The sequence below is a fragment of the Rhizobium terricola genome (assembly GCF_012927355.1).
Lineage (GTDB): Bacteria > Pseudomonadota > Alphaproteobacteria > Rhizobiales > Rhizobiaceae > Allorhizobium > Allorhizobium terricola.
Map to the genome: position 1 here is coordinate 1,590,496 of NZ_JABBGK010000001.1, position 22,031 is coordinate 1,612,526.

The 22,031-nt window shown below is 63.2% G+C and carries 17 protein-coding genes; 11 read left to right on the top strand and 6 right to left on the bottom strand.

The window, feature by feature from the left end; all coding sequences use genetic code 11:
• The first annotated feature begins 1 nt into the window (after position 1).
• Positions 2-1,150 carry a DNA-processing protein DprA gene (dprA, locus tag HHL25_RS07650; RefSeq protein WP_169588755.1) on the top strand — a complete coding sequence of 383 codons (1,149 nt, stop codon included), beginning with the start codon at positions 2-4 and terminating at the stop codon, positions 1,148-1,150.
• Here the strand turns inward: dprA and HHL25_RS07655 are convergent.
• Positions 1,103-1,336, bottom strand: a complete 234-nt coding sequence (locus HHL25_RS07655; protein WP_169588757.1) for a hypothetical protein — start codon at positions 1,334-1,336, stop codon at positions 1,103-1,105. The two genes, dprA and HHL25_RS07655, sit on opposite strands and share 48 nt — an antisense overlap.
• A gap of 242 nt (positions 1,337-1,578) precedes the next feature.
• Between HHL25_RS07655 and topA the strand changes: the two genes are divergently transcribed.
• The 6 genes from topA (at position 1,579) to rpmG (ending at position 9,239) form a co-directional block, all read left to right on the top strand.
• A complete protein-coding gene (topA, locus tag HHL25_RS07660) occupies positions 1,579-4,248 on the top strand; it encodes a type I DNA topoisomerase (RefSeq protein WP_169588759.1) in 2,670 nt (889 codons plus the stop codon).
• Positions 4,249-4,325: 77 nt separating this feature from the next.
• Entirely contained in the window at positions 4,326-6,608 is a 2,283-nt protein-coding gene (gene rnr, locus HHL25_RS07665) for a ribonuclease R (protein ID WP_315853037.1), read from the top strand.
• A gap of 24 nt (positions 6,609-6,632) precedes the next feature.
• The gene (locus HHL25_RS07670) at positions 6,633-7,085 is read left to right on the top strand and encodes a DUF983 domain-containing protein (RefSeq protein WP_169588763.1); all 453 of its coding nucleotides are present in this window, start codon (positions 6,633-6,635) and stop codon (positions 7,083-7,085) included.
• On the top strand, positions 7,082-7,786 hold the full coding sequence (locus tag HHL25_RS07675; protein ID WP_169588765.1) for an NUDIX hydrolase: 705 nt from the start codon (positions 7,082-7,084) through the stop codon (positions 7,784-7,786). The genes HHL25_RS07670 and HHL25_RS07675 overlap by 4 nt, the downstream gene beginning before the upstream one ends.
• Before the next feature lie 10 nt (positions 7,787-7,796).
• Positions 7,797-8,981: an MFS transporter gene (locus HHL25_RS07680; protein WP_169588767.1), complete on the top strand. Its 1,185-nt coding sequence runs from the start codon at positions 7,797-7,799 to the stop codon at positions 8,979-8,981.
• A 90-nt stretch (positions 8,982-9,071) separates the two neighbouring features.
• The gene (gene rpmG / locus HHL25_RS07685; RefSeq protein WP_169588769.1) at positions 9,072-9,239 is read left to right on the top strand and encodes a 50S ribosomal protein L33; all 168 of its coding nucleotides are present in this window, start codon (positions 9,072-9,074) and stop codon (positions 9,237-9,239) included.
• 858 nt (positions 9,240-10,097) lie between these two features.
• On the opposite strand, the gene HHL25_RS07690 is transcribed toward rpmG, so the two are convergent.
• Both HHL25_RS07690 and HHL25_RS07695 read right to left on the bottom strand, forming a co-directional pair.
• On the bottom strand, positions 10,098-11,471 hold the full coding sequence (locus HHL25_RS07690) for a PleD family two-component system response regulator (RefSeq protein WP_169588771.1): 1,374 nt from the start codon (positions 11,469-11,471) through the stop codon (positions 10,098-10,100).
• A 13-nt stretch (positions 11,472-11,484) separates the two neighbouring features.
• A complete protein-coding gene (locus tag HHL25_RS07695; RefSeq protein WP_169588773.1) occupies positions 11,485-11,856 on the bottom strand; it encodes a response regulator in 372 nt (123 codons plus the stop codon).
• Positions 11,857-11,992: 136 nt separating this feature from the next.
• On the opposite strand from HHL25_RS07695, the gene HHL25_RS07700 reads away from it, so the two are divergent.
• From HHL25_RS07700 to HHL25_RS07710, 3 genes are all read left to right on the top strand, one after another.
• Entirely contained in the window at positions 11,993-12,286 is a 294-nt protein-coding gene (locus tag HHL25_RS07700) for a DUF3572 domain-containing protein (protein WP_169588775.1), read from the top strand.
• The gene (locus HHL25_RS07705) at positions 12,287-12,922 is read left to right on the top strand and encodes a hypothetical protein (RefSeq protein WP_169588777.1); all 636 of its coding nucleotides are present in this window, start codon (positions 12,287-12,289) and stop codon (positions 12,920-12,922) included.
• 116 nt (positions 12,923-13,038) lie between these two features.
• Positions 13,039-14,322, top strand: a complete 1,284-nt coding sequence (locus HHL25_RS07710) for a DNA polymerase IV (RefSeq protein WP_169589654.1) — start codon at positions 13,039-13,041, stop codon at positions 14,320-14,322.
• A 3-nt stretch (positions 14,323-14,325) separates the two neighbouring features.
• Here HHL25_RS07710 and HHL25_RS07715 read toward each other — a convergent pair whose 3' ends face one another.
• Positions 14,326-16,050 carry a GNAT family N-acetyltransferase gene (locus tag HHL25_RS07715; RefSeq protein WP_169588779.1) on the bottom strand — a complete coding sequence of 575 codons (1,725 nt, stop codon included), beginning with the start codon at positions 16,048-16,050 and terminating at the stop codon, positions 14,326-14,328.
• A 149-nt stretch (positions 16,051-16,199) separates the two neighbouring features.
• On the opposite strand from HHL25_RS07715, the gene HHL25_RS07720 reads away from it, so the two are divergent.
• The gene (locus HHL25_RS07720; protein WP_169588781.1) at positions 16,200-17,447 is read left to right on the top strand and encodes a L,D-transpeptidase family protein; all 1,248 of its coding nucleotides are present in this window, start codon (positions 16,200-16,202) and stop codon (positions 17,445-17,447) included.
• Between the two features lie 17 nt (positions 17,448-17,464).
• On the opposite strand, the gene dnaE is transcribed toward HHL25_RS07720, so the two are convergent.
• Together dnaE and HHL25_RS07730 are read right to left on the bottom strand one after the other, a co-directional pair.
• Positions 17,465-20,959: a DNA polymerase III subunit alpha gene (dnaE, locus tag HHL25_RS07725; protein WP_169588783.1), complete on the bottom strand. Its 3,495-nt coding sequence runs from the start codon at positions 20,957-20,959 to the stop codon at positions 17,465-17,467.
• 381 nt (positions 20,960-21,340) lie between these two features.
• Complete coding sequence (locus HHL25_RS07730; RefSeq protein WP_169588785.1) at positions 21,341-22,030, bottom strand: ABC transporter ATP-binding protein; 690 nt, start codon at positions 22,028-22,030, stop codon at positions 21,341-21,343.
• Position 22,031 lies beyond the last annotated feature (1 nt).

Here is a 22,031-nt window from a genome sequence, read left to right on the forward strand (position 1 = left end):
CATGTCGGCAGCCAGCGCAGGACGAACAGGGATTGCGCTGACGGACCGACAAAGGATCAGCTGGTTGAGACTGATCCGCAGTGACAACGTCGGACCTGCCACGTTCCGCGACCTCATCAATCATTTCGGCTCTGCGGAAACGGCTCTTGCCATGCTCCCGGAGCTTTCCCGGCGTGGCGGCTCGACCCGCGCCATACGGATCGCCACGCAGGCGGAAGCGGAGGCGGAGCTGGAAACGGCCACGCGCTTCGGCGCCCGCTTCGTGGGGATCGGCGAACCCGACTACCCGCCGGCACTGCGCCAGATCGACGGTGCCCCGCCGCTGATCGCTGCAAGGGGCAATCTCGCCATCGCGACTGTTCCGAGCGTCGGCGTGGTCGGTGCTCGCAACGCCTCGATCAGTGGTGCGAAGTTTGCCGCCCTGATGGCCCGTGACATCGGCCGCGCCGGCTATGCCATCGTCTCGGGTCTCGCGCGCGGCATCGATACCGCCGCCCACCGGGCAAGCCTCGATACCGGAACGATCGCCGCACTCGCCGGCGGCCTCGACCGACCCTACCCTCCCGAAAACCTCGACCTTCTACGCGAGATCTGGGACGGCCGCGGGCTCGCCATTTCCGAAATGCCGTTCGGCTGGGACGCACGCGCCCGCGATTTTCCCCGCCGCAACAGACTGATCGCCGGCGTCGCGCTGGGCGTCGTCGTGGTGGAGGCGGCGGCACGTTCGGGTTCGCTCATCACGGCGCGCCTCGCAGCGGACTTCGGGCGGCAGGTCTTTGCCGTTCCGGGCTCGCCCCTCGATCCGCGCTGCGAGGGAACCAATGGCCTCTTAAAGGACGGCGCGACGGTCACCACCCGCCCCGACGACGTGCTGCAGGCCCTTGCGCCGCTCTCCGAGATCGATCTGTTTTCGGGCCATGAAGCGGATGAGCCCGGAGAGGACGACCGGTCGATGATCCTGCCGCCGAGCGACGGCGACAGGGCGCGCATCACCGACGCTCTGGGACCGACGCCTGTCGAGGTCGACGACATCATCCGGCACACAGGGCTGCCAGCCCAGGCGGTCTATCTCGTCCTTCTGGAACTCGATATCGCTGGCCGCCTACACCGGCATCCGGGAGGGCTTGTTTCCATTGGGATGATGGATTGAAAGAGCACGACGACCGCTCTGCAAGTCCCCGGCCTCGACATAGGCCATCTCGATGAGGTAGCAGAGCATCTCGGCGCCTTCGCTTTCCGCGACAGCCCTGAGCTCGGCCAGCATCTGCCGGACATAGGCGATCTTCTCGCGGGTGCGTGCTTCGCCGATATCGCCACCTGCCGATTTTGAGACCATGTTTTCAATCCGAAAAGACCGCCCAGCGCGGTCGAACACTGACACCGGGAACGATAAAACCAATTATCTTAAATTGCAATAACGGGCATATCTACACTAGGTTGCATATCGTTGCACGCCTCAGAAAATCGAGCCCCCCTCTTGACCGCGACCGAATCCCTGTCCATGTCGGGGAACCGGTTTTCGCGGTCATGCTGTAAATGACCGGAACTGAAAGCCTTTCCGAAGTACAGAGAAGCGCAATGGATGTCGTAGTCGTAGAATCTCCGGCCAAGGCCAAGACGATCAACAAGTATCTTGGGCCCGGCTACAAGGTGCTTGCGTCCTTCGGGCACGTGCGCGACCTGCCCGCCAAGGATGGCTCGGTTCTTCCCGACCAGGATTTCGAGATGCTGTGGGAGGTCGACGGCGCGTCACAGAAGCGCATGAAAGACATTTCCGATGCCGTAAAAGCGTCCGACCGCGTCTTTCTCGCAACCGACCCCGATCGCGAGGGCGAGGCGATTTCCTGGCACGTGCTCGATCTTCTGAAAAAGAAGAAGGTAATCGGCGACAAGCCGGTCAAGCGCGTCGTCTTCAACGCGATCACCAAGAAGGCCGTGCTCGACGCGATGGCCGATCCGCGCGACATCGATGGCTCGCTGGTCGACGCCTATCTCGCGCGCCGCGCACTCGACTACCTCGTCGGCTTCAACCTGTCGCCGGTTCTCTGGCGCAAGCTTCCCGGCGCGCGCTCGGCGGGTCGCGTGCAGTCGGTTGCGCTTCGGCTGGTCTGCGACCGCGAAACCGAGATCGAGCGTTTCGTCGCCGAGGAATACTGGAACATTTCCGCGCTCCTCAAGACACCGCGTGGCGACGAGTTCGAAGCCAGGCTCGTCTCGCATCTCGGCAAGCGCATCCAGCGCAACTCGGTGACCAATGCCGATCAGGCCAATGGTATCAAGTCTCTTCTGGAAGGCGCCCGCTATGCCGTCGACAGCGTCGAGGCAAAGCCGGTCAAGCGCAATCCGGGACCGCCTTTCACCACCTCGACCCTGCAGCAGGCCGCTTCCTCGAAGCTCGGCTTCTCCGCCTCGCGGACGATGCAGATCGCGCAGAAGCTCTATGAGGGCATCGACATCGGCGGCGAAACCGTCGGTCTCATTACCTATATGCGTACCGACGGCGTGCAGATGGCACCCGAAGCGGTCGACGGCGCCCGTGCAGCCGTCGCCGACCAGTTCGGCCCACGCTATGTGCCGGAAAAGCCGCGCTTCTATTCAACCAAGGCGAAGAACGCCCAGGAAGCCCACGAAGCGATCCGCCCGACCGATTTCAACCGCTCGCCGGACAAGGTTCGCCGGTTCCTCGACGCCGACCAGATGCGCCTCTATGACCTCATCTGGAAGCGCGGGATCGCCAGCCAGATGGCATCCGCGGAAATCGAGCGGACCACCGTCGAGATCCTGGCCGACAACGAAGGCGAAAAGGCCGGCCTGCGCGCCGTCGGTTCGGTCATCCGCTTCGACGGTTTCATCGCCGCCTATACCGATCAGAAGGAAGACGGCGAACCGAGCGAGGACGGCGACGACGAGGATGGCCGCCTGCCCGAGATCAATGCGCGCGAAAGCCTCGCGAAGCAGAAGATCAATGCCAGCCAGCATTTCACCGAGCCGCCGCCGCGCTATTCGGAAGCCTCGCTGATCAAGAAGATGGAAGAGCTCGGCATCGGCCGCCCCTCGACCTATGCGGCGACGCTGAAGACGTTGTCCGACCGCGAATACATCACCACGGAGAAGCGCAAGCTCATCCCCCATTCCAAGGGCCGTCTCGTCACGGCATTCCTCGAGAACTTCTTCACGAAGTATGTCGAGTACGACTTCACCGCCGACCTCGAGGAAAAACTCGACCAGATCTCGGCCGGCGAGCTCAAGTGGAAGGACGTGCTCCGCGACTTCTGGAACGACTTCTTCGCGCAGATCGAAGTGACAAAGGAACTGCGCGTCACCAACGTGCTCGATGCGCTCAACGAGGCGCTCGCTCCGCTCGTCTTCCCGAAGCGTGAAGACGGCTCGGACCCGCGCATCTGCCAGGTTTGCGGCACCGGCCAGCTGTCGCTGAAACTCGGGAAGTACGGCGCCTTCGTCGGCTGCTCCAACTACCCGGAATGCAACTACACCCGCCAGCTCTCATCGGAGAACGGCGGCGAAGCGGAGGCATCCGGAACCAACGAGCCTAAGGCGCTCGGCAAGGATCCGGCGACGGGCGAAGAGATCACGCTGCGCAGCGGCCGTTTCGGACCCTATGTGCAGCGCGGTGACGGCAAGGACGCCAAGCGTTCGTCGCTGCCCAAGGGCTGGACGCCGGCAACGATCGACTACGAAAAGGCACTGGCGCTGCTTTCTCTGCCGCGCGATGTCGGCCAGCATCCCGAGACCGGCAAAATGATCTCTGCAGGCCTTGGCCGATACGGCCCCTTTGTCCTGCACGACGGCACCTATGCCAACCTGGAAAGCATCGAGGACGTATTCTCGATCGGGCTCAACCGTGCGGTCACCGTGCTTGCAGAAAAGCAGAGCAAGGGACCGGGCGGACGCGGTCGAACGGCAGCAGCCGCACTCAAGGAAATCGGGGAACATCCCGATGGCGGTGCGATTACTGTTCGCGATGGCAAATATGGTCCCTATATTAACTGGGCCAAAGTCAATGCCACCCTGCCCAAGGGCAAGGATCCGCAGTCGGTGACGCTTGAGGAAGCGCTGGCGATGATCGCCGAGAAGGCGGGCAAGAGCGGCGGCAAGACGACCAAGGCGAAGAAGGCGCCCGCGAAGACGGCCAAGGCCAAGGCCGAAGGCACCGAAGACGCCAAGCCGAAGAAGAAAGCCGCTGCCAAGCCGAAGGCAAAGGCGGCACCGAAGACGAAGAAGAGCTAGATTTGAGCAAGACCCCGCGTGACCGTTCTCCTCACCCCGCCTCCGGCAACCGCAGGAGCCGGCGCGCGGAGAGTGCGGTGGCGAATGGCGACAAACAGACCATCATCCACGGCGCCATCCCGCCGCGCGACGTGCTCCTGCAGTTCATCGCCGACAATCCGGACCGGGCATCCAAGCGCGAAATCGCCAAGGCCTTCGGGCTGAAGGGCGAAGCGCGGGTCGAACTCAAGGATGTGCTTCGTTCCCTTGAGGACGACGGACTGGTCCAGAAGGACCGCAAGTCGCTGAAGCGCCCGGGCGCCCTGCCGCCGGTTACGGTTCTCGATATCACCACCCGCGACAAGGACGGCGAGCTCATCGGCCGGCCGGCAGAGTGGAACGAGGAGCTGGGCGTGGCGCCGGCGGTGGCAATCCGCCAGTCGAGTGCCGACCGCGCCAAGGGCAAGGCGCCCGTCGGCGGACTGGGCGACCGCGTGCTCGCCAAGATCTTTGCGTCCAAGGACCGCGCAGGCCCCGCCTATACCGCGCGCATCATCAAGGTCATCGACAAGCACCGCAATGCGCTTCTCGGTGTCTATCGCGAAATGCCGGGTACCGGTGGCGGCCGCCTGATGCCGATCGAACGACGCGGCGAGGAGATGCAGATCGACGGCAGCGATCTCGGCGACGCCAAGGACGGCGATCTGGTCGAGGTCGAGGTCCTGCGCTCCGGCCGCTTCGGGCTGACGCGGGCCAGAGTGCTTTCCGTGATCGGTTCGGTCGCCTCCGAAAAGGCGATCTCGATGATCGCCATCCATGCCCATGGCATTCCGCACATCTTTCCGCATTCGGTGCTTTCCGAGGCCGATGAAGCGAAGGCCGCGACGATGTCGCATCGCGAGGACTGGCGCGACGTTCCCCTGATCACCATCGACCCGCATGACGCCAAGGACCACGACGATGCGGTCTATGCCGAACCGGACATGTCGCCGGACAACCCCGATGGCGTGATCGTCACCGTCGCGATCGCCGACGTGTCCTGGTATGTCCGCCCGAAGTCCGCCCTCGACCGCGAGGCGCTGAAGCGCGGCAATTCGGTCTACTTCCCCGACCGCGTCGTGCCGATGCTGCCGGAGCGGATCTCGAACGACCTCTGCTCGCTGCGTGAGGGCGTCGACCGCCCGGCGCTTGCGGTTCGCATGGTCTTCTCCAAGGAAGGCCGCAAGGCCGGCCACACCTTCCACCGCATCATGATGAAGAGTGCGGCCAAGCTCTCCTACCAGCAGGCCCAGGCGGCGATCGACGGCAAGCCGGACGACAAGGCCGGACCGCTGCTCGAACCGATCCTCAAGCCGCTCTGGCATGCCTATGCCGTCCTGAAGCGCGGTCGCGAACGGCGCCAGCCGCTCGAACTCGACATGCCCGAGCGCAAGATCATCCTGAAGCCGGACGGCACGGTGGACCGGGTTCATGTGCCGGAACGCCTCGACGCCCACAAGCTGATCGAGGAGATGATGATCCAGGCCAACGTGGCCGCCGCCGAGACGCTCGAGAAGAAGCGGCAGCCGCTGGTCTATCGTGTTCACGACGCGCCGGCGCTTTCCAAGCAGGAAGCGCTGCGCGAGTTCCTCGGTACTATCGGCCTGTCGCTGGCCAAGGGCAATCTGCGGTCCAACTCGTTCAACGGCATCCTTGCCAAGGCGCTCGACACGCCGCACCAGACCATGGTCAACGAGATGGTCCTGCGGTCGCAGAGCCAGGCGATCTACAGCCCTGAAAACATAGGGCATTTCGGCCTCAACCTGCTGAAATATGCCCATTTCACCTCGCCGATCCGCCGCTATGCCGACCTGATCGTGCATCGCGCGCTGGTGGGATCGCTCGGCCTCGGCGACGGCGGCATCACGCCGGACGAAGAGGCGGCACTCGACGACATCGCAGCCGAGATCTCGACCTTCGAACGGCGCGCCATGGCGGCCGAGCGCGACACCATCAACCGGCTGATCGCCCACCATCTTGCCGGCCGCGTCGGCGAGGAGTTCGACGGCCAGGTCTCAGGCGTCACCAAGGCCGGCCTGTTCATCGCGCTGCCGCAGTTCGGCGCGGACGGCTTCGTGCCGGTTTCGACGATCGGGCGGGACTACTACATCTACGACGAGGCGCACCAGGCACTCTCGGGTGAACGCACCGGTCTCGGTTACCGGCTGGGCGATTCTGTGCAGGTAAAGCTCGTCGAGGCCGTGCCGCTCGCCGGCGCACTACGTTTCGAGATGCTGAGCGAAGGGCGACCGATGCCGGTAGCCGTGCGCTCGTTCCACAAGTCGAGCCGGCGCGGCGCGTCGAAGAAGCCGGGCACCCGGCCGAAGCGCCCGCATCGCTGATTGATGACCATGGGGAGTGAAGGAATGTCTGCCAGCCAGCAACAGGAAGCCGTCCGCTTCGGCGACGAGGCTCAGGCCGAACGGCCTCTCGGCCGCTCGATCACGCGCGGCCTGCTCAACCGCTGTCCGGCCTGCGGCAGCGGCAAGCTGTTTCGGGCCTATCTGAAGCCGGTGGACGCCTGCGCCGCCTGCGGCGAGGAGATGTTCCACCATCGCGCCGACGACCTTCCGCCCTATCTGGTGATCATGGTGCTCGGCCATGTGTTGCTCGGCGGCTTCATGATGACAGACCTCATCTTTCCGGCCTCGGAATGGATCCACCTGGCAATCTGGGCGCCGCTCGGCGTCATCACGGCACTCGCCACCATCCAGCCGATCAAGGGCGGCGTCATCGGCCTGCAATGGGCGCTCAGGATGCACGGTTTTGGCGGAGTGACGGACGAAACCGAGGACTTCGGTCCGGCAAACAAGCCATGAGCGAGCATCCGTTCAACCGGCAGGATGCGGCGTCTCAGGCGCCGGTGAAATTGCGGCCGCGGGATGCCGCCTCGCTCCTTCTCGTGGACCGTACGAACGGTGCACCGCGCGTCCTGATGGGCAAGCGCGGGAGCGCCCATGCCTTCATGCCCAATCTCTACGTCTTTCCCGGCGGCCGGCGCGATCGCGAGGATAGCCGGGGCGCGTTCCTTCGGGATCTCGATCCGCTCGTACTCGCCCGGCTGAGCGGGGGCGACGACAGCGCATCGGCAATGAATCGCAGCCGGGGTCTGGCGCTCGCGGCCGTGCGCGAACTGGTCGAGGAAACCGGCCTGCTGCTGGGAAGCATGGAGAATGCGCGCGACGGCAATCCGCGACTGGTGGCCGATCTCGGCAGCCTGCGCTATGTCGCACGCGCCATCACGCCGCCCGGCAATGTCCGGCGCTTCGATACCCGCTTCTTCCTGACCTTCACGGACGAAACCACGATGGATCCCACCGGATTCAGCGATTCGTCCGAGCTCCACGACCTTCGTTGGCTTGACATGAACGACCTTTCCAGTCTGAACATGCCGCCAATCACGCGGACGATCCTCGAGGACGTGAAAGCACAGATGAGAAACGATCCATCCCTGCCCTTCGGAAGCGACGGACCTTTCTATTTTTCCCGCCGCGGTAAGTTTCTCCGCGAAACGATTTGAGGTCAGTCTGATGTCACAGCCGGAATGCGGCGCCAACGGTCACCGCGAGGAGATACACTGGCCCTCCCTCGTCGCCGCGATTGCGGCGATCACGGCGGTCGGTATCGCAATCGGCCTCGGCCTGCCGCTGCTCAGCATCATTCTCGAAAAGCGCGGCATTTCCTCGACGCTGATCGGTCTCAATTCGGCGATGGCCGGGATCGCGGCCATGGCTGCGGCGCCGATTACCACCAAGCTCGCCCATGACTGGGGCGTGGCGCCGACGATGCTCTGGGCCGTCGTCATCGCAGCGGTGAGTTCGATCGGCTTCTATTATGCCGAACAGTTCTGGATGTGGTTTCCGCTTCGCATCGCCTTCCACGGCGCGACCACGACGCTCTTCATCCTCTCCGAATTCTGGATCAACGCCGCCGCCCCGCCAAAGCGTCGGGGGCTCGTTCTCGGCATCTATGCCACCGTGCTGTCGGTCGGCTTCGCCTCGGGGCCCCTGCTCTTCTCCCTGCTCGGCAGCGACGGCATTCTGCCGTTCGCCGTCGGTGCAGTGGCAATCCTTGCCGCGGCGATCCCTATCTATGTCGCGCGGGGCGAAAGCCCGGCACTCGACGAGAAGCCGAGCAATCATTTCCTGCGCTACATCTTCCTCGTCCCGACGGCGACGGCCGCCGTGTTCATCTTCGGGGCCGTCGAAGTGGGCGGGCTTTCACTCTTTCCGATCTACGCGACGCGAATCGGCTTCGGCGAATCGCAGGCCGCGCTCTTGCTGACGGTGATGGGCATCGGCAACATGATCTTCCAGATCCCGCTCGGAATGCTGTCCGACCACCTGAAGGACCGCAGGCTGCTGCTCTCCGCCATGGCGGTCATCGGCCTTGCCGGTTCGCTCGCCCTGCCCTGGCTTTCCGGGAACTGGCTGCTGATGGCGGTCGTGCTGCTGTTCTGGGGCGGCAGCGTGTCCGGCCTCTATACGGTCGGCCTCAGCCATCTCGGCTCCCGGCTGACCGGATCCGACCTTGCCGCCGCCAATGCCGCCTTCGTCTTCTGCTACGCGGTCGGTACCGTCGCCGGCCCGCAGGTGATCGGCGCGGCCATCGACATCTCCGGAAACCACGGTTTTGCCTGGGCGATCGCCGGTTTCTTCGGCCTCTATGTGGCCCTTTCCGTGGGAAGGCTGCTTTTTAGGGGCAAACGGACTTGACTTTTCGGGCGCGATTTGTAGTTTCGCGCCAGATTTGCCGTGGGCTTCGTTCGGTCGTCCACGGCTTCGTTTATTAGAGGCAGGACGACCATGGCCAAGGCTACAACAATCAAGATCAAGCTGCTGTCGACAGCCGACACGGGTACCTTCTACGTTACGACGAAGAACAGCCGCACGATGACGGAAAAGATGACCAAGACGAAGTACGATCCGGTCGTCAAGAAGCACGTCGAATTCAAGGAAACCAAGATCAAGTAATTTCTTGATCGGTTATCCGTACGTTCAGGCGCGTTGCCCCGGCAACGCGCCTTTTCTTTTTGGCCCATCGCGACGGCGGTCTCCCCCCTCCCACGCGCTTCCAACGGCCTGGCAATGCACAGCAAAGAAAAAGGGCACCGCGCCGGTCTGGCTGCGGTGCCCTTTTCAATAGGGGGTCGGTCGACACGCAAAGACGGCACGAGGAACCGTTTTTATTTTGCGTATCAACCGACCGACCCCACGACCCAGGAGATGCGGCGGACCTGAGCATCATGGGGTATCGATCAGCCTCTTTTCGAGGCATCTCTTTCGTTGGTGTCAACTTCGCTCAACTTCAGATGAAAATCAACAGTTTCTTAACCCTTCCACATTTTGCTTGTGGCTATGGTTAAGATCGAGAAGTCGCCCCTAGACTAGAGTGAGCGTTACTCAAGCTCGCCTTCCGAATACTTTCAAGTAAAACTCAGCGAGACCAAAGTCCATCACCCAAAAAATAAGCATTCTCATCACAATTGGTCACCGTGCATACCAATCAATATAATTGAATTCTAATATTTATCGGTAAAAGTCGACAGCGATCGACGCGATTCGAGCGTTATTTTGTGATTTAGACTTATAAAATCGCACAAGAAATCGAAAAGCGGCTGAAATCCGCCGAATCAGACTACGCCTGTTCTTCTTCATCCAGCCGACATGGCGCCGGATCTCGCGCGGAAGCGTATAAAGAGACGCTTATATATCGGTATTTTCATCAAAGGCGGCGGATCGCGCAATCCCCGATTCAGGCCTCTTGACAAAAGAAATTCGTCATCAAGTCCGCCGATGGCGCAAAATGCCGCAGGTCTGGCGAAGAAAGCGTCAGGCAGCAGCGGCCACGACGCGGTTGCGGCCGGAGCGCTTGGCCTCGTAGAGCGCCAGATCGGCCTGCTTCAACAGCTGTTCCGGGGTCTCGACGCCACCGCCGACAGTCGCAATACCCATCGACGCCGTGACGTCGAGCATCTGGCCCGCCCCGCGCAATTGGAAGGGCTTGGTCTCGATGATGCTGCGCAGGCGCTCGGCGATGACCGCCGCTGCCTGCGCCGGAGTATCCGGCATGACCAGAACGAATTCCTCGCCACCATAGCGGCAGGCGAGATCCGCGCCGCGCACCGTCGAGCGGACGCGCATCGCAAACTCCTTCAACACCTCGTCGCCCGCGTCGTGGCCGAAGGTGTCGTTTACGTGTTTGAAGCGGTCGATATCGGTGATGCAGACGGAAAGCGGCCGTCCCCGCGCCTGGGCACGGGTGAACAACATCTTGAGATGGCTATCGAGATAGCGGCGGTTGTGCAGGCCCGTCAACCCGTCGGTGACGGCCAGCTCAATGGTCTGGGTCACGCTGTTGCGCAGGCGATCGTTGAAACGCTTGCGGCGGATCTGGGTCAGCGTGCGGGCCACCAGTTCATTCGGATCGAGCGGACGGACGATATAGTCATTCACGCCGAGGTCGAGGGCGCGGACGATCATCTGGTCGTCGCCGTGTTCGGTAATGAGGAGGATCGGCACGAAACGCGTCCGCTCGAGCGAACGCAGCTGCGAGCAGAGGCGCAGCGGGTCGTAATCATCGAGATTGCCGTTAACGATCACGAGATCGAAGGGGTTTTCGACCGCCTCGAAGACCGCGGCCTGCGGATCGGACATGGCATTGACCACGGCGATCGGCTTCAGCGTCTTGATGATGCGCTCCTGCGAGCTGCCGCGGCTGTCGACAAGCAGGACCTGACCGGCCTCTTCCAGGCGCCCGTCACTCAGGCGCAGGCTGTCGTCGATGCCGATCTGCTGTGCAGTGTCGGCGCGGATGCGCAGTTCGTCGCTCAGCGTCTTCAGGCGCACGAGGCTCTTCACGCGCGAAATGAGCTGCAGATCGTTGACGGGCTTGGTGAGAAAATCGTCCGCGCCGGCCTTGAGGCCACGGACGCGGTCGGACGGCTGATCGAGTGCGGTGACCATGACCACCGGTATGTGGGCGGTGCGCGGGTTGGCCTTCAGGCGCTCGCAGACTTCGAAACCGTCCATGCCGGGCATCATGATGTCGAGCAGGATGACGTCGACCTGGGTGCGGTCGCAGATATCAAGCGCATCACGCCCATTGTCGGCTGTCAGCACTTCGAAATATTCGGCGAGCAACCGCGCTTCGAGGAGTTTGACGTTGGCCGGGATGTCGTCGACGACTAGGATTCTCGCGGTCATCTTTGCCGTTCCCTCACGCGTCGCCGAGATAGGTCTTGATGGTCTCGATGAACTTCGGCACCGAGATCGGCTTCGACACATAGGCCTCACAGCCACCCTGCCGGATGCGTTCCTCGTCGCCCTTCATCGCAAAGGCCGTCACCGCGATGACCGGGATGACATGAAGTTCGGGATCTGCCTTCAGCCAGCGCGTCACGTCGAGGCCCGAGACTTCGGGCAGTTGGATGTCCATGAGGATAAGATCGGGGTGATGCTTGCGGGCAAGATCAAGCGCCTCCAGACCGTTGCGGGTCTGAATCGTCTCGTAGCCGGATGCTTCGATAAGATCGCGGAAGAGCTTCATGTTGAGCTCGTTGTCTTCGACAATCATTACCTTCTTCGGCATTCACCCTGTCCCTCAATCCCGCCTGGCGCCAGTAAAAGTCTGTACGACAAAGGCAGTCTGCACATTGCGCGCGATGTCATGCTAAGGTCATTTGGTTGAGAAATAGGTAACTCTGTTGGAAATTGCGGAAAGGCTCATGAACAAAAACAGCATACCAGCCGAAGCCGAGGAAACCGCCGTCGCCGTGCTCGGCTGGCTGGCCAACGAACCGGACATGCTCGGCCGATTCCTTGCACTTTCCGGCACGCGCCCGGACCAGTTGCGGCAAGCGGTCGGCGACCCTAGCTTCCTGGCGGGCATGCTCGACTTCCTGATGGCCCACGAGCCGAGCCTGATGGCCTTCTGTGAATCAACCGGCATCAAGCCGGAGACCGTCGTCTCCGCGTCGCACCATTACACCGGGCCGTCGCTCGGATCCGGCGAGTACTGAGTGTCCGAGTCCCTTGAGAACATCCGGCTGACGAAACGCCCGCTGGTCGTGTGCGACGTCGACGATGTGGTCCTCGAATTCGTCACGCCGTTTCGCGCCTTTCTCGCCAGTCGCGGGCTCAGGTTGCTTCCCCGCTCCTTCCGCCTGCATGGAAATATCGTCGGAGAAAGCGACGACACACGGGTTGAGGCCGATGCCGTCAGCGCGCTGCTCGAGGGCTTCTTCGCGGAACAGGAACAATGGCAATCGCCCTTTTCCGACGCGACCGGCGCTCTGCGTGCGCTTTCCGAGACCGCCGACCTGATCTTCCTCACGGCCATGCCGCCGCAACACTTCGCGGCGCGCCGTCGCCTTCTCGACCGCTTCGGGTTCACTTATCCGCTCATTGCGGCGAAGGAGGCCAAAGGTCCGCTTGTCCGGCACCTGCACGGTGAGAGGGCCCTGCCCGTCGCCTTCATCGACGACATGGTCCACAACCTCCATTCGGTCGGCGAACACGTGCCGCAATGCCTACTCGTCCACCTTCCTCCGCCGATCGATATCCATCAATTGGCACCTCCTGCAGGCGACCATGTCCGGCGGGCGCGCGACTGGCCGGAGGCACTGGGGCTCATTTCCGCGCACCTTGCGGGCTGACCGGCGGCACGCCTCCCATCCAGCAAGATCTCGGGACCGCAAGCACCGGCCATCGTTTCGCTTGCCAGTCCGCAGGCTAGCGCCTAATGTCCAGACGTTCAACCTTTGTTCCCCAGATGACGACGGATAACACTCAATCTCCGGGCTTCTGCCGAGACTGCCTGAAGGCGCAGCCGGACGAGCGGCGGCGTTGCGTCGCGTGCGGCAGCCCTCGCCTCGTCTATCATCCGGAACTCAACCAGCTGACGCTCGCCCATATCGACTGCGATGCCTTCTATGCCGCCGTCGAGAAGCGCGACAATCCTGATCTGGTTGACAAGCCGGTGATCATCGGCGGCGGCAAGCGCGGGGTCGTGTCGACCGCCTGCTACATTGCCCGCATCCACGGGGTGCGCTCCGCCATGCCGATGTTCAAGGCGCTGGAGGCCTGTCCGCAGGCGATCGTCATCCGTCCCGACATGGAGAAATACGCGCGCGTCGGCCGGCAGGTGCGCGCCATGATGGAGGAACTGACCCCTCTCGTGCAGCCCCTGTCGATCGACGAGGCCTTTCTCGAGCTCAAGGGCACGGAACGCCTGCATCACGACCCGGCCGCCCGGGTGCTCGCCCGCTTCGCCAGACGCGTCGAACAGGAAGTGGGTATCACCGTCTCCGTCGGGCTATCCTACTGCAAGTTCCTGGCGAAGGTGGCGTCCGACCTGCAGAAGCCGCGCGGCTTCTCGGTCATCGGCGAGGCCGAGGCGCTCGACTTCCTCGCGCCGCGCCCAGTCACCACGATCTGGGGCGTCGGCAAGGCGTTTGCAGCCACGCTGGAGCGCGACGGGATCCGAACGGTGGGCCAGTTGCAGACGATGGAGGAAGGCGACCTGATGCGGCGCTACGGCTCCATGGGACAGCGTCTCTTCCGGCTGTCGCGCGGCATCGACGACCGCGAGGTCCATCTCAACGAGGCGGCCAAGTCCGTTTCGGCCGAAACGACCTTCTTCGACGACATCTCCTCCCATGAAGAGCTTGTTCCGCATCTGCGAGCCCTATCGGAAAAGGTCGCCTGGCGCTTGAAGCGCTCCGGCATTGCCGGCCAGACGGTCGTGTTGAAGCTGAAGACCGCCGACTTCAAGGGGCGAACCCGTAACCGCCGGCTCGATGATCCGACCCAGCTCGCCGACAAGATCTTCCGGACCGGGCTTGGCCTTCTGGAAAGGGAAACGGACGGAACCCGCTTTCGCCTGATCGGGATCGGTGTGAGCGACCTGCAGGACGAGGCCCTCGCCGATCCGCCGGACCTGGTGGACGAACAATCGCAACGGCGGGCGGCCGCGGAAGCCGCGATGGACAAGCTGCGGGAAAAGTTCGGCAAGGGGAGCGTCCAGACCGGTTACACCTTCGGCCGGGACAAATGAGCGTCAGGCGCCGTCCAGCGCCCCGCCCGCCTCGCTTTGGAGCCGACCGAGATTGCGCGCCGCCTGCTCGTTGGCGGGATCGAGCGCAAGCGCTTGCCGATAGCTCTCCTCCGCCTCGTCCAGGCGCCGGAGCTTGCGCAACAGAGTGCCGCGGTTGCTGAAGGCAACGGCATTCGTTCCGTCCAGGGCGATTGCCTTGTCGTAACTCTGCAGAGCCTCGTCCAGCCTCGATTGCATGATGAGTACGTTGCCGTGCTGGAGGTGAACCGCAGCCGAGGACGGAGCCACCGCGAGCGCGCGGCCAAGCAAGGCGGCTGCGTCATCCGGCGCGTTCTTCTGCATCAGCAGCGCGGCGAGGCTGAGCAAGGCCGGCAGGCAGTGCGGATCAAAGTCGAGCGCGTCCCGCAAATCGGCTTCCGCGGCGGCGAGCGCGCCTGAGCGCAGGTGGGAGAGCGCGGCTGCGACCAGACCGTCCACACGCTGCCGCAGGGATTGCTCCAACCTCTGACCAAGCTCCAGGGCCGGCTGATAGGCCGGGTCGGTCGCCAGGATCTGCCGACAGCAGAGGGCGGCGGCGTCCATTCGGCCGGCACGGTCGAAAACCGCGGCCTTCGAAAAGGCAGCATCGAGCGTTCGCGGATCAAGCCTCCCACCGAGGTTCTGCCCGGAATGGGTCGAAATACGGAAGCGCTCGACCTGGCGATGCTCCGCCCCGAAGGCATCCTTGTAACTGTAGTCGCCCGTGCCGAGATCGTAGATCTCATAGCCATTCTCGATCGCCCAGCGGAGGCTGTGGCAGTGGAGGATCAGACCGGGACTGACGGACCTGTCCGCGGTCATGTCGCGACCGCTCAGGAAGGCGACGACGGTCCGGTGGGAGGGATCAAGGAACAGAACGAAGGCGGCAATTGCCTTCCCCCTGTGCCAAAGGATCGGCATATGAAGACTGCCATCCGCGAAGCAGGCGGGCAGCATGTGACGCGTGTTCTCGATGATGAAACGGCCGTAGGCCGGGCGCTGCGGCCCCCACTGCCCCCACCACAGGGAGCAGAGAATGTCGATATCCCTGGCCAGGGTCTCGGTGGTCGGAAGGGAGATGAAGAGTTCGCGCTCCGGCATCTGCAATTCCCGCATCGCTCTTCGCGCGTGATAGCGGGTCCGGGAACCTAGTCGTTCGTTCAGCAGCGCCTCGTAGTCACCGGGCAAGGGGACGTAAACATAGGTGTCGTGATCGATGTCCTCGCCGGCATCCGTGATGTGCTCGGCCCGCTTTATCTTGGCATGGCGGAAGGTCTCGGCCGGAAAGGCGGAAAAGAGGCGCTGCAACCGCTCCCTGGGCATGACGATGTCGTCGAGGGCCAGGTGACGCCAGGCAAACCCCTTGAGATGGGTGGAGAACGCATCCACCGCCTCGTCGGCGTGAGCGGGCAAGGCCAGCATGCCGCAATAGGCAGAGAAATGCGCTCCCGCGAGCCCGATCGTATTGAAGAGCCCCCTCGTCTCGTCAAACTCCGTCCGCAGTTGAATCGGCAGGAAAGCCACATAACCTTCGCTCGCGTCACCGCTGCGAGCAGCCAGAACACGCCAGGGGCCGGCCTTTTCCAACCAGCGCCTCAGCCAATGCCAGGACAGGAAATAGTGTCCGTCTGGATCGGCGGCGAAGACTTCGTTCCAGTTCTGCTTCAGAGCGTCCAGTTCAACCAATGAAGATAGAGCATCGACATGCATCGCGGCCTCCCCCGGCACTCGACGCATCAGGCTCTCACAAAGAAGCGATTTACACAATCTCGTGAACCAGGTCGGGCCACACGGCAAAGCTTCATTAAACTTCGACCTATATTTTGGCCGCGTTCGTATTGCGTATAGGATCAAGCCCCATGATGAAGTCCCTGGCCGCCACCCTTGGCCTGTTGTCCGCGACCATCCTTTCAACACCGGCGAGCGCCGGAAGCGGCGGCAACCTGCAGATCTTCGTCTCGAAAACCGAACAGTCACTGGTGGTCTATGACGGCGACAAGGTCGTGGCGACCTCGAACGTCTCCACCGGCAAGCCCGGCCACACGACCCCGTCGGGGGTGTTTTCGATCCTTGAAAAGCGCAAGTATCACGAGTCCAATCTCTATTCGAACGCGCCGATGCCCTGGATGCAGCGCATCACATGGTCGGGCGTCGCCTTGCATGAATCCGGCAGCGTGCCGAACTATCCCGCCTCCCACGGCTGCGTGCGCCTTCCGGCGGCCTTCGCCAAGGAGCTGTTCAAGCTGACGGAACGCGGCGCGCATGTCATCATCACCGATCACCCGGCTGTTCCCGCCTGGTTGACCCACGAAGCGCTCTTCACCCCGCGCGCGCCGACGCCGGATGGCCAGTTGCTGTCCGATGCCGAACTGCGGCCGAGCACGATCGACGCGTCGCTGAAACCCGTCGAGGTGGCGATGGCCGACGTCTTGCCGAAGGCGGGTGCGACGGCCAAGGTCGTACTCGAGGAGGCACCGCCGCTGCGCATCCTGATCACCCGCCGCGGCGAGCGCGAAACCATGATCGACGTGCAGACGCTGCTCGGCGAACTCGGATTCGATGCCGGCGTACCGGACGGCCATGCCGGCAAGATGACGGTCGCGGCGATCAACGGCTTCAAGCGCTGGAAGGGTCTTTCCACCAAGGGCGCGCTGGTCGGTGCCGACTTCCTGACCGAGCTCTACAAGAGCAGCGGCAAGGGCGTTCCGCCGCTCGGCCAGATCATGGTGCGCCAGAACTTCAAGCCGCTGTTCGAAGCGCCGGTCGGCATTGCCGATCCGGAGAAGGCGCTGGGTACCCATTTCATCGAGGCGACCGATGTCGACCGCTTCGGCCACAAGGCCGAATGGCGCGCCGTCACGCTCGAAAACCATTTGACGAATTCCACGATGAAGCGGCTCGGCATCACCCAGGCGGCCGACGACACCGCCGTCTTCACCGCTGCAGCGGCGCTCGACCGCATCACCATTCCCGACGAGATCCGCCATCGCATCGAGACGATGATGAGCGAAGGCACGTCGATCACGATTTCGGACAACGGCATCGGCCCGGAAACGGGTCCCGGCACCGACTTCATCACCATCACCCATCGCGCGCCGAAGGCCTGAGGCCTTCGGTCAGCCGGTCAGACCAGCTCGACGTCGATGACGCCGGGCGCCGAACGCATGGCGGCGGCAATTTCCGGGGAAATGCGGTATTTCTCGGTGAGTTCGACCTCGATCTCCCGCTGCCCGTCATCCTTGATGACGATGAATGACACGAGACCGTCACCGCGCGTGTTGAGATGGGCGGCAACCGTCTTCAGCGGACCGCTGTCGCGCACATAGACGCGCAACGCCTTCTGCATCTGGACGGACTTTTCCTCGAGCGACTGCGCCGTCTGGATCCTGAGGCCGATGCCTTCCGGCCGCTCTTCCGCAGCGACGGTGATGACCAGCGACTTGCCGGATTCCAGAAGGTCGCGATACTGGTTGAGGCCTTCCGAAAAGAGGATGGCCTCGAACTGGCCGGACGCGTCCGAAAACGTCACGATGCCCATCTTGTTGCCGGTGCGGGTCTTGCGCTCCTGGCGCGAAATCACCGTTCCCGCAAGCCGGCCCGCCGTTGCACCCTGGCGCACCGCCTGGGAAAAATCCGCGAAGTTCTGGACGCGCATCTTCTCCAGCAGCGAACGGTAGGAATCGAGCGGATGGGCCGTCAGGTAGAAGCCGAGGACCTGAAACTCGCGCATCAGCTTTTCGGACGGCAGCCAGGCGGTATAGGGAGCGAACGAAATTCGCTCGGGCCCCGTGGCACCGCCGGCGCCGAACATGTCGGACTGGCCGCTGACCGCGTTTTCCTGCGCGCGCTGGGCATAACCCAGCACCCGATCAAGGCCGGCGACCAGCTCGGCACGATCGCGACCGAAGCAATCGAATGCGCCGGCACAGATCAGGCTTTCGAAGACGCGCCGGTTGACCTGCTTGGGGTCGATCCTGAGGCAGAAATCCTCGATCGATTCGAACGGCGTGTCGCCGCGGACCTCGACGATGTGCTGAACGGCGGAATCGCCGACGCCCTTGATGGCGGCCAGCGCGTAATAGATCCGGTTCGGACCGGTCTGGAAATGCCGGAACGAGGTCTGCACCGACGGCGGAACGACCTCGATGCCGAGGCGGCCGGCGTCCTGGCGGAAGTCGTTGAGCTTTTCCGTGTTCGCCATGTCGAGCGTCATGGAGGCGGCGAGGAACTCGGTCGGATAATGCGCCTTCATATAGGCGGTCTGGTAGGAAACGATGGCGTAGGCCGCAGCATGCGACTTGTTGAAGCCGTAGTTCGCGAACTTGGCAAGCAGGTCGAAGATCACATCGGCCTGGTTCTTCGACACGCCGTTCTCGACGGCGCCGTCGACGAAGCGGGCGCGCTGCTTGTCCATCTCCTCCTTGATCTTCTTACCCATGGCGCGGCGCAGAAGGTCGGCCTCGCCGAGCGAATAGCCCGAGAGCACCTGAGCGATCTGCATGACCTGCTCCTGGTAGACGATAACGCCCTGCGTTTCCTTGAGAAGATAGTCGATCTTCGGGTGGATCGACTCGATCTCCTCCTCGCCGTGCTTGCGGGCATTGTAAACGGGGATGTTCTCCATCGGGCCCGGACGGTAGAGGGCCACCAGCGCGATGATGTCCTCGATGCAGTCCGGCCGCATCCCGATCAGCGCCTTGCGCATGCCGGCGCTTTCCACCTGGAACACGCCGACCGTTTCGCCGCGCGACAGCATCTCGTAGGTCAGCTGGTCGTCGAGCGGGATGGCTGCCAGATCGACATCGATGCCCCTCTGTTCCTTGACGAAATCGACCGCGGTCTTCAACACGGTCAGCGTCTTCAGGCCGAGGAAGTCGAATTTCACGAGCCCTGCCTGCTCGACCCATTTCATGTTGAACTGGGTGACCGGCATGTCGGAACGCGGATCGCGATACATCGGCACCAGCTTCGACAGCGGGCGGTCACCGATCACGATGCCGGCCGCGTGAGTCGAAGCATGGCGATAGAGCCCCTCGATCTTCTGGGCGATGTCGAGAAGACGGGCGACGACCGGCTCCTCTTCGGCTGCTTCCTGCAGCTTGGGCTCTTCCTCGATCGCCTTCGACAAGGGCGTCGGATTGGCCGGATTGTTCGGCACCAGCTTGCAGATCTTGTCGACCTGGCCGTAGGGCATTTCGAGCACGCGGCCGACGTCGCGAAGGGCCGCACGCGCCTGCAGCGAACCGAAAGTGATGATCTGTGCCACCTGCTCGCGGCCATACTTGCGCTGAACGTAGCGGATCACCTCTTCGCGGCGATCCTGGCAGAAGTCGATGTCGAAGTCGGGCATCGACACGCGTTCCGGATTGAGGAAGCGTTCGAAGAGCAGCGAAAAGCGCAAAGGATCGACGTCGGTGATGGTCAGCGCATAGGCGACGAGCGAACCCGCACCCGAGCCGCGACCGGGGCCAACCGGGATGTCATGCTGCTTGGCCCATTTGATGAAGTCCGAAACGATCAGGAAGTAACCCGGAAACTTCATGCGCTCGATGATCGAAAGCTCGAACTCGAGACGCTCGCGGTAGTCCTGTTCGGTGAAGCCGGCCGCCATGCCGAGCGCGGCGATACGTCCGTCCAGACCCTCGACCGCCTGACGGCGCAGTTCCAGGGCCTCGGCGCGCTCTGCCTCCTCCGGATCCTCGACGCCGCCGGTGAAGCGCGGCAGGATCGGCTTGCGGGTGTCGAGCACGAAGGCGCAGCGCTGGGCGATCTCGACGGTGTTGGCGAGCGCTTCCGGCAGATCGGCGAACAGCGCCTGCATCTCTTCCCGGCTCTTCAGATAGTGATCCGGCGTCAGGCGGAACCGGCTGTCGTCGGAAACGATCGCGTTGTGCGCCACCGCCATCAGCGCGTCATGGGCTTCATAGTCGCCACGCGACGGAAAGAAGGCCTCGTTGGTCGCGACCAGCGGAACGTCATGGTCGTAGGCAAGCCCGACCATGCGGCGTTCATGAGATTTGTCGTATTCGCCGTGGCGCTGCAACTCGACATACAGCCGGTCGCCAAACAGACGCTTGAGCTCGAGCAGACGGGCTTCGGCCTGGGCGCGGTGGCCCTCCTTCATTGCGGAATCGACAGGGCCCTTCGCCGCCCCGGTCAGGCAGATCAGTCCCGCCGTGCCGATCTCCTCGAGCCACGACATGCCGATATGCACGGCCTGTGTCGAGTCCCCGCCGAGATAGGCCCGGCTGACCAGATCCACCAGACGTTCATAGCCCCCGGCATCGGCCGCGAGCAGGATGATCGCCGGATAGCCGCCCGGCTGGCCTGGCCGCTTTTCGACGCTGCCATCCTCCATGTCGATGGAAAGCTGGCAGCCGATGATCGGCTGCAGACCGTCGCCCAAGGCCTTCTGCGAGAACTCCAGCGCCACGAACAGGTTGTTGGTATCGGTGATGGCGATTGCAGGCTGGTTGTCGGCAACGGCCTTGCCGAGAACCTTCTTGAGCGGCAGCGCGCCTTCAAGCAACGAATAGGCCGAATGCAGTCTCAGGTGAACGAAACCCGGGCCAGCACCGGTCTTCACCGGATCGTTCCCGTCAATTGCAGTCTCGCCCATGAAGCTTCCCCGGCACATTTTGAATCGGCCGCGATTTTCGGCCGAGCGCACGATGAAGTCCAGAATTCTTTGCCGAGATCATGCGCTCTCTACAACTTTGCGCGAACTTTGCGCGCGGTGCCCGACGGCGCCGGTCACAGGGCGAGCATGATCACCGACAGGCTGGCAACAAACATGGAAATCGAGGCGAATGCGGCGACGTCACGAAGAATTTCGGTCATGTCTCTCTCCTGGCTCGTTATGTTTGTATTTTGTTCTCTTTGCGTTCCGCTGTCAACCAAAAAAAGGCCGCACCTCGCCGGAGCATGAATCCGGCAAGGTGCGGCCGTTGATGTGTAGCGATCCAGCGAAGCCGGTGGCTCCGATAGCCTAACGATGCGATCAGGCGGTGTAGTCGACGACGCGGCCGTCGACCAGCGTCACACAACGATCCATGCGCCGCGCAAGCTCGTGATTGTGGGTGGCGATCATCGCGGCGAGACCCGACTGGCGCACCAGGGCTTCGAGCGCGGAGAAGACGTAGGATGCCGTCTCGGGGTCGAGGTTGCCGGTCGGCTCATCGGCGAGCAGGACGAGCGGCGCATTGGCAACGGCGCGGGCGATCGCGACGCGCTGCTGCTCGCCACCGGAGAGCTCGGCCGGACGATGGTCGCCGCGGTGGCCGATGCGCATGTAGTCGAGCAGCTGGGCCGCGCGTTCGCGGGCCTCGGCGCGCGACAGGCCGGCGATCAGCTGCGGCATCATGATGTTTTCCAGCGCCGAGAACTCCGGCAACAGGTGGTGAAACTGGTAGACGAAGCCGATCGAGTGGCGGCGGATCGCGGTGCGCTTTTCGTCGGAGAGCCCCTGGCAGGCGACGCCGCCGATGGTCACCTCGCCCGCATCGGGATGTTCGAGCAGGCCGGCGACGTGCAAAAGGGTCGACTTGCCGGTGCCCGAGGGGGCCACGAGCGCGACCGTCTCGCCGCTTCTCAGGCTGAAATCGGCGCCCTTGAGGATGCTGAGCAGGGTCTCGCCCTGGCCATAGTGGCGGTCGATACCCGTGAGTGAAAGTACAGTGTCGGAGGCCATC

Bases quoted from the DNA above. Each gene is read 5' to 3' on its own strand.
- dprA (WP_169588755.1), top strand. From the start codon at position 2: ATGTCGGCAGCCAGCGCAGGACGAACAGGGATTGCGCTGACGGACCGA.
- HHL25_RS07655 (WP_169588757.1), bottom strand. From the start codon at position 1,336: ATGGTCTCAAAATCGGCAGGTGGCGATATCGGCGAAGCACGCACCCGC.
- topA (WP_169588759.1), top strand. From the start codon at position 1,579: ATGGATGTCGTAGTCGTAGAATCTCCGGCCAAGGCCAAGACGATCAAC.
- HHL25_RS07670 (WP_169588763.1), top strand. From the start codon at position 6,633: ATGTCTGCCAGCCAGCAACAGGAAGCCGTCCGCTTCGGCGACGAGGCT.
- HHL25_RS07675 (WP_169588765.1), top strand. From the start codon at position 7,082: ATGAGCGAGCATCCGTTCAACCGGCAGGATGCGGCGTCTCAGGCGCCG.
- HHL25_RS07680 (WP_169588767.1), top strand. From the start codon at position 7,797: ATGTCACAGCCGGAATGCGGCGCCAACGGTCACCGCGAGGAGATACAC.
- rpmG (WP_169588769.1), top strand. From the start codon at position 9,072: ATGGCCAAGGCTACAACAATCAAGATCAAGCTGCTGTCGACAGCCGAC.
- HHL25_RS07690 (WP_169588771.1), bottom strand. From the start codon at position 11,471: ATGACCGCGAGAATCCTAGTCGTCGACGACATCCCGGCCAACGTCAAA.
- HHL25_RS07695 (WP_169588773.1), bottom strand. From the start codon at position 11,856: ATGCCGAAGAAGGTAATGATTGTCGAAGACAACGAGCTCAACATGAAG.
- HHL25_RS07700 (WP_169588775.1), top strand. From the start codon at position 11,993: ATGAACAAAAACAGCATACCAGCCGAAGCCGAGGAAACCGCCGTCGCC.
- HHL25_RS07710 (WP_169589654.1), top strand. From the start codon at position 13,039: ATGACGACGGATAACACTCAATCTCCGGGCTTCTGCCGAGACTGCCTG.
- HHL25_RS07715 (WP_169588779.1), bottom strand. From the start codon at position 16,050: ATGCATGTCGATGCTCTATCTTCATTGGTTGAACTGGACGCTCTGAAG.
- HHL25_RS07720 (WP_169588781.1), top strand. From the start codon at position 16,200: ATGATGAAGTCCCTGGCCGCCACCCTTGGCCTGTTGTCCGCGACCATC.
- dnaE (WP_169588783.1), bottom strand. From the start codon at position 20,959: ATGGGCGAGACTGCAATTGACGGGAACGATCCGGTGAAGACCGGTGCT.
- HHL25_RS07730 (WP_169588785.1), bottom strand. From the start codon at position 22,030: ATGGCCTCCGACACTGTACTTTCACTCACGGGTATCGACCGCCACTAT.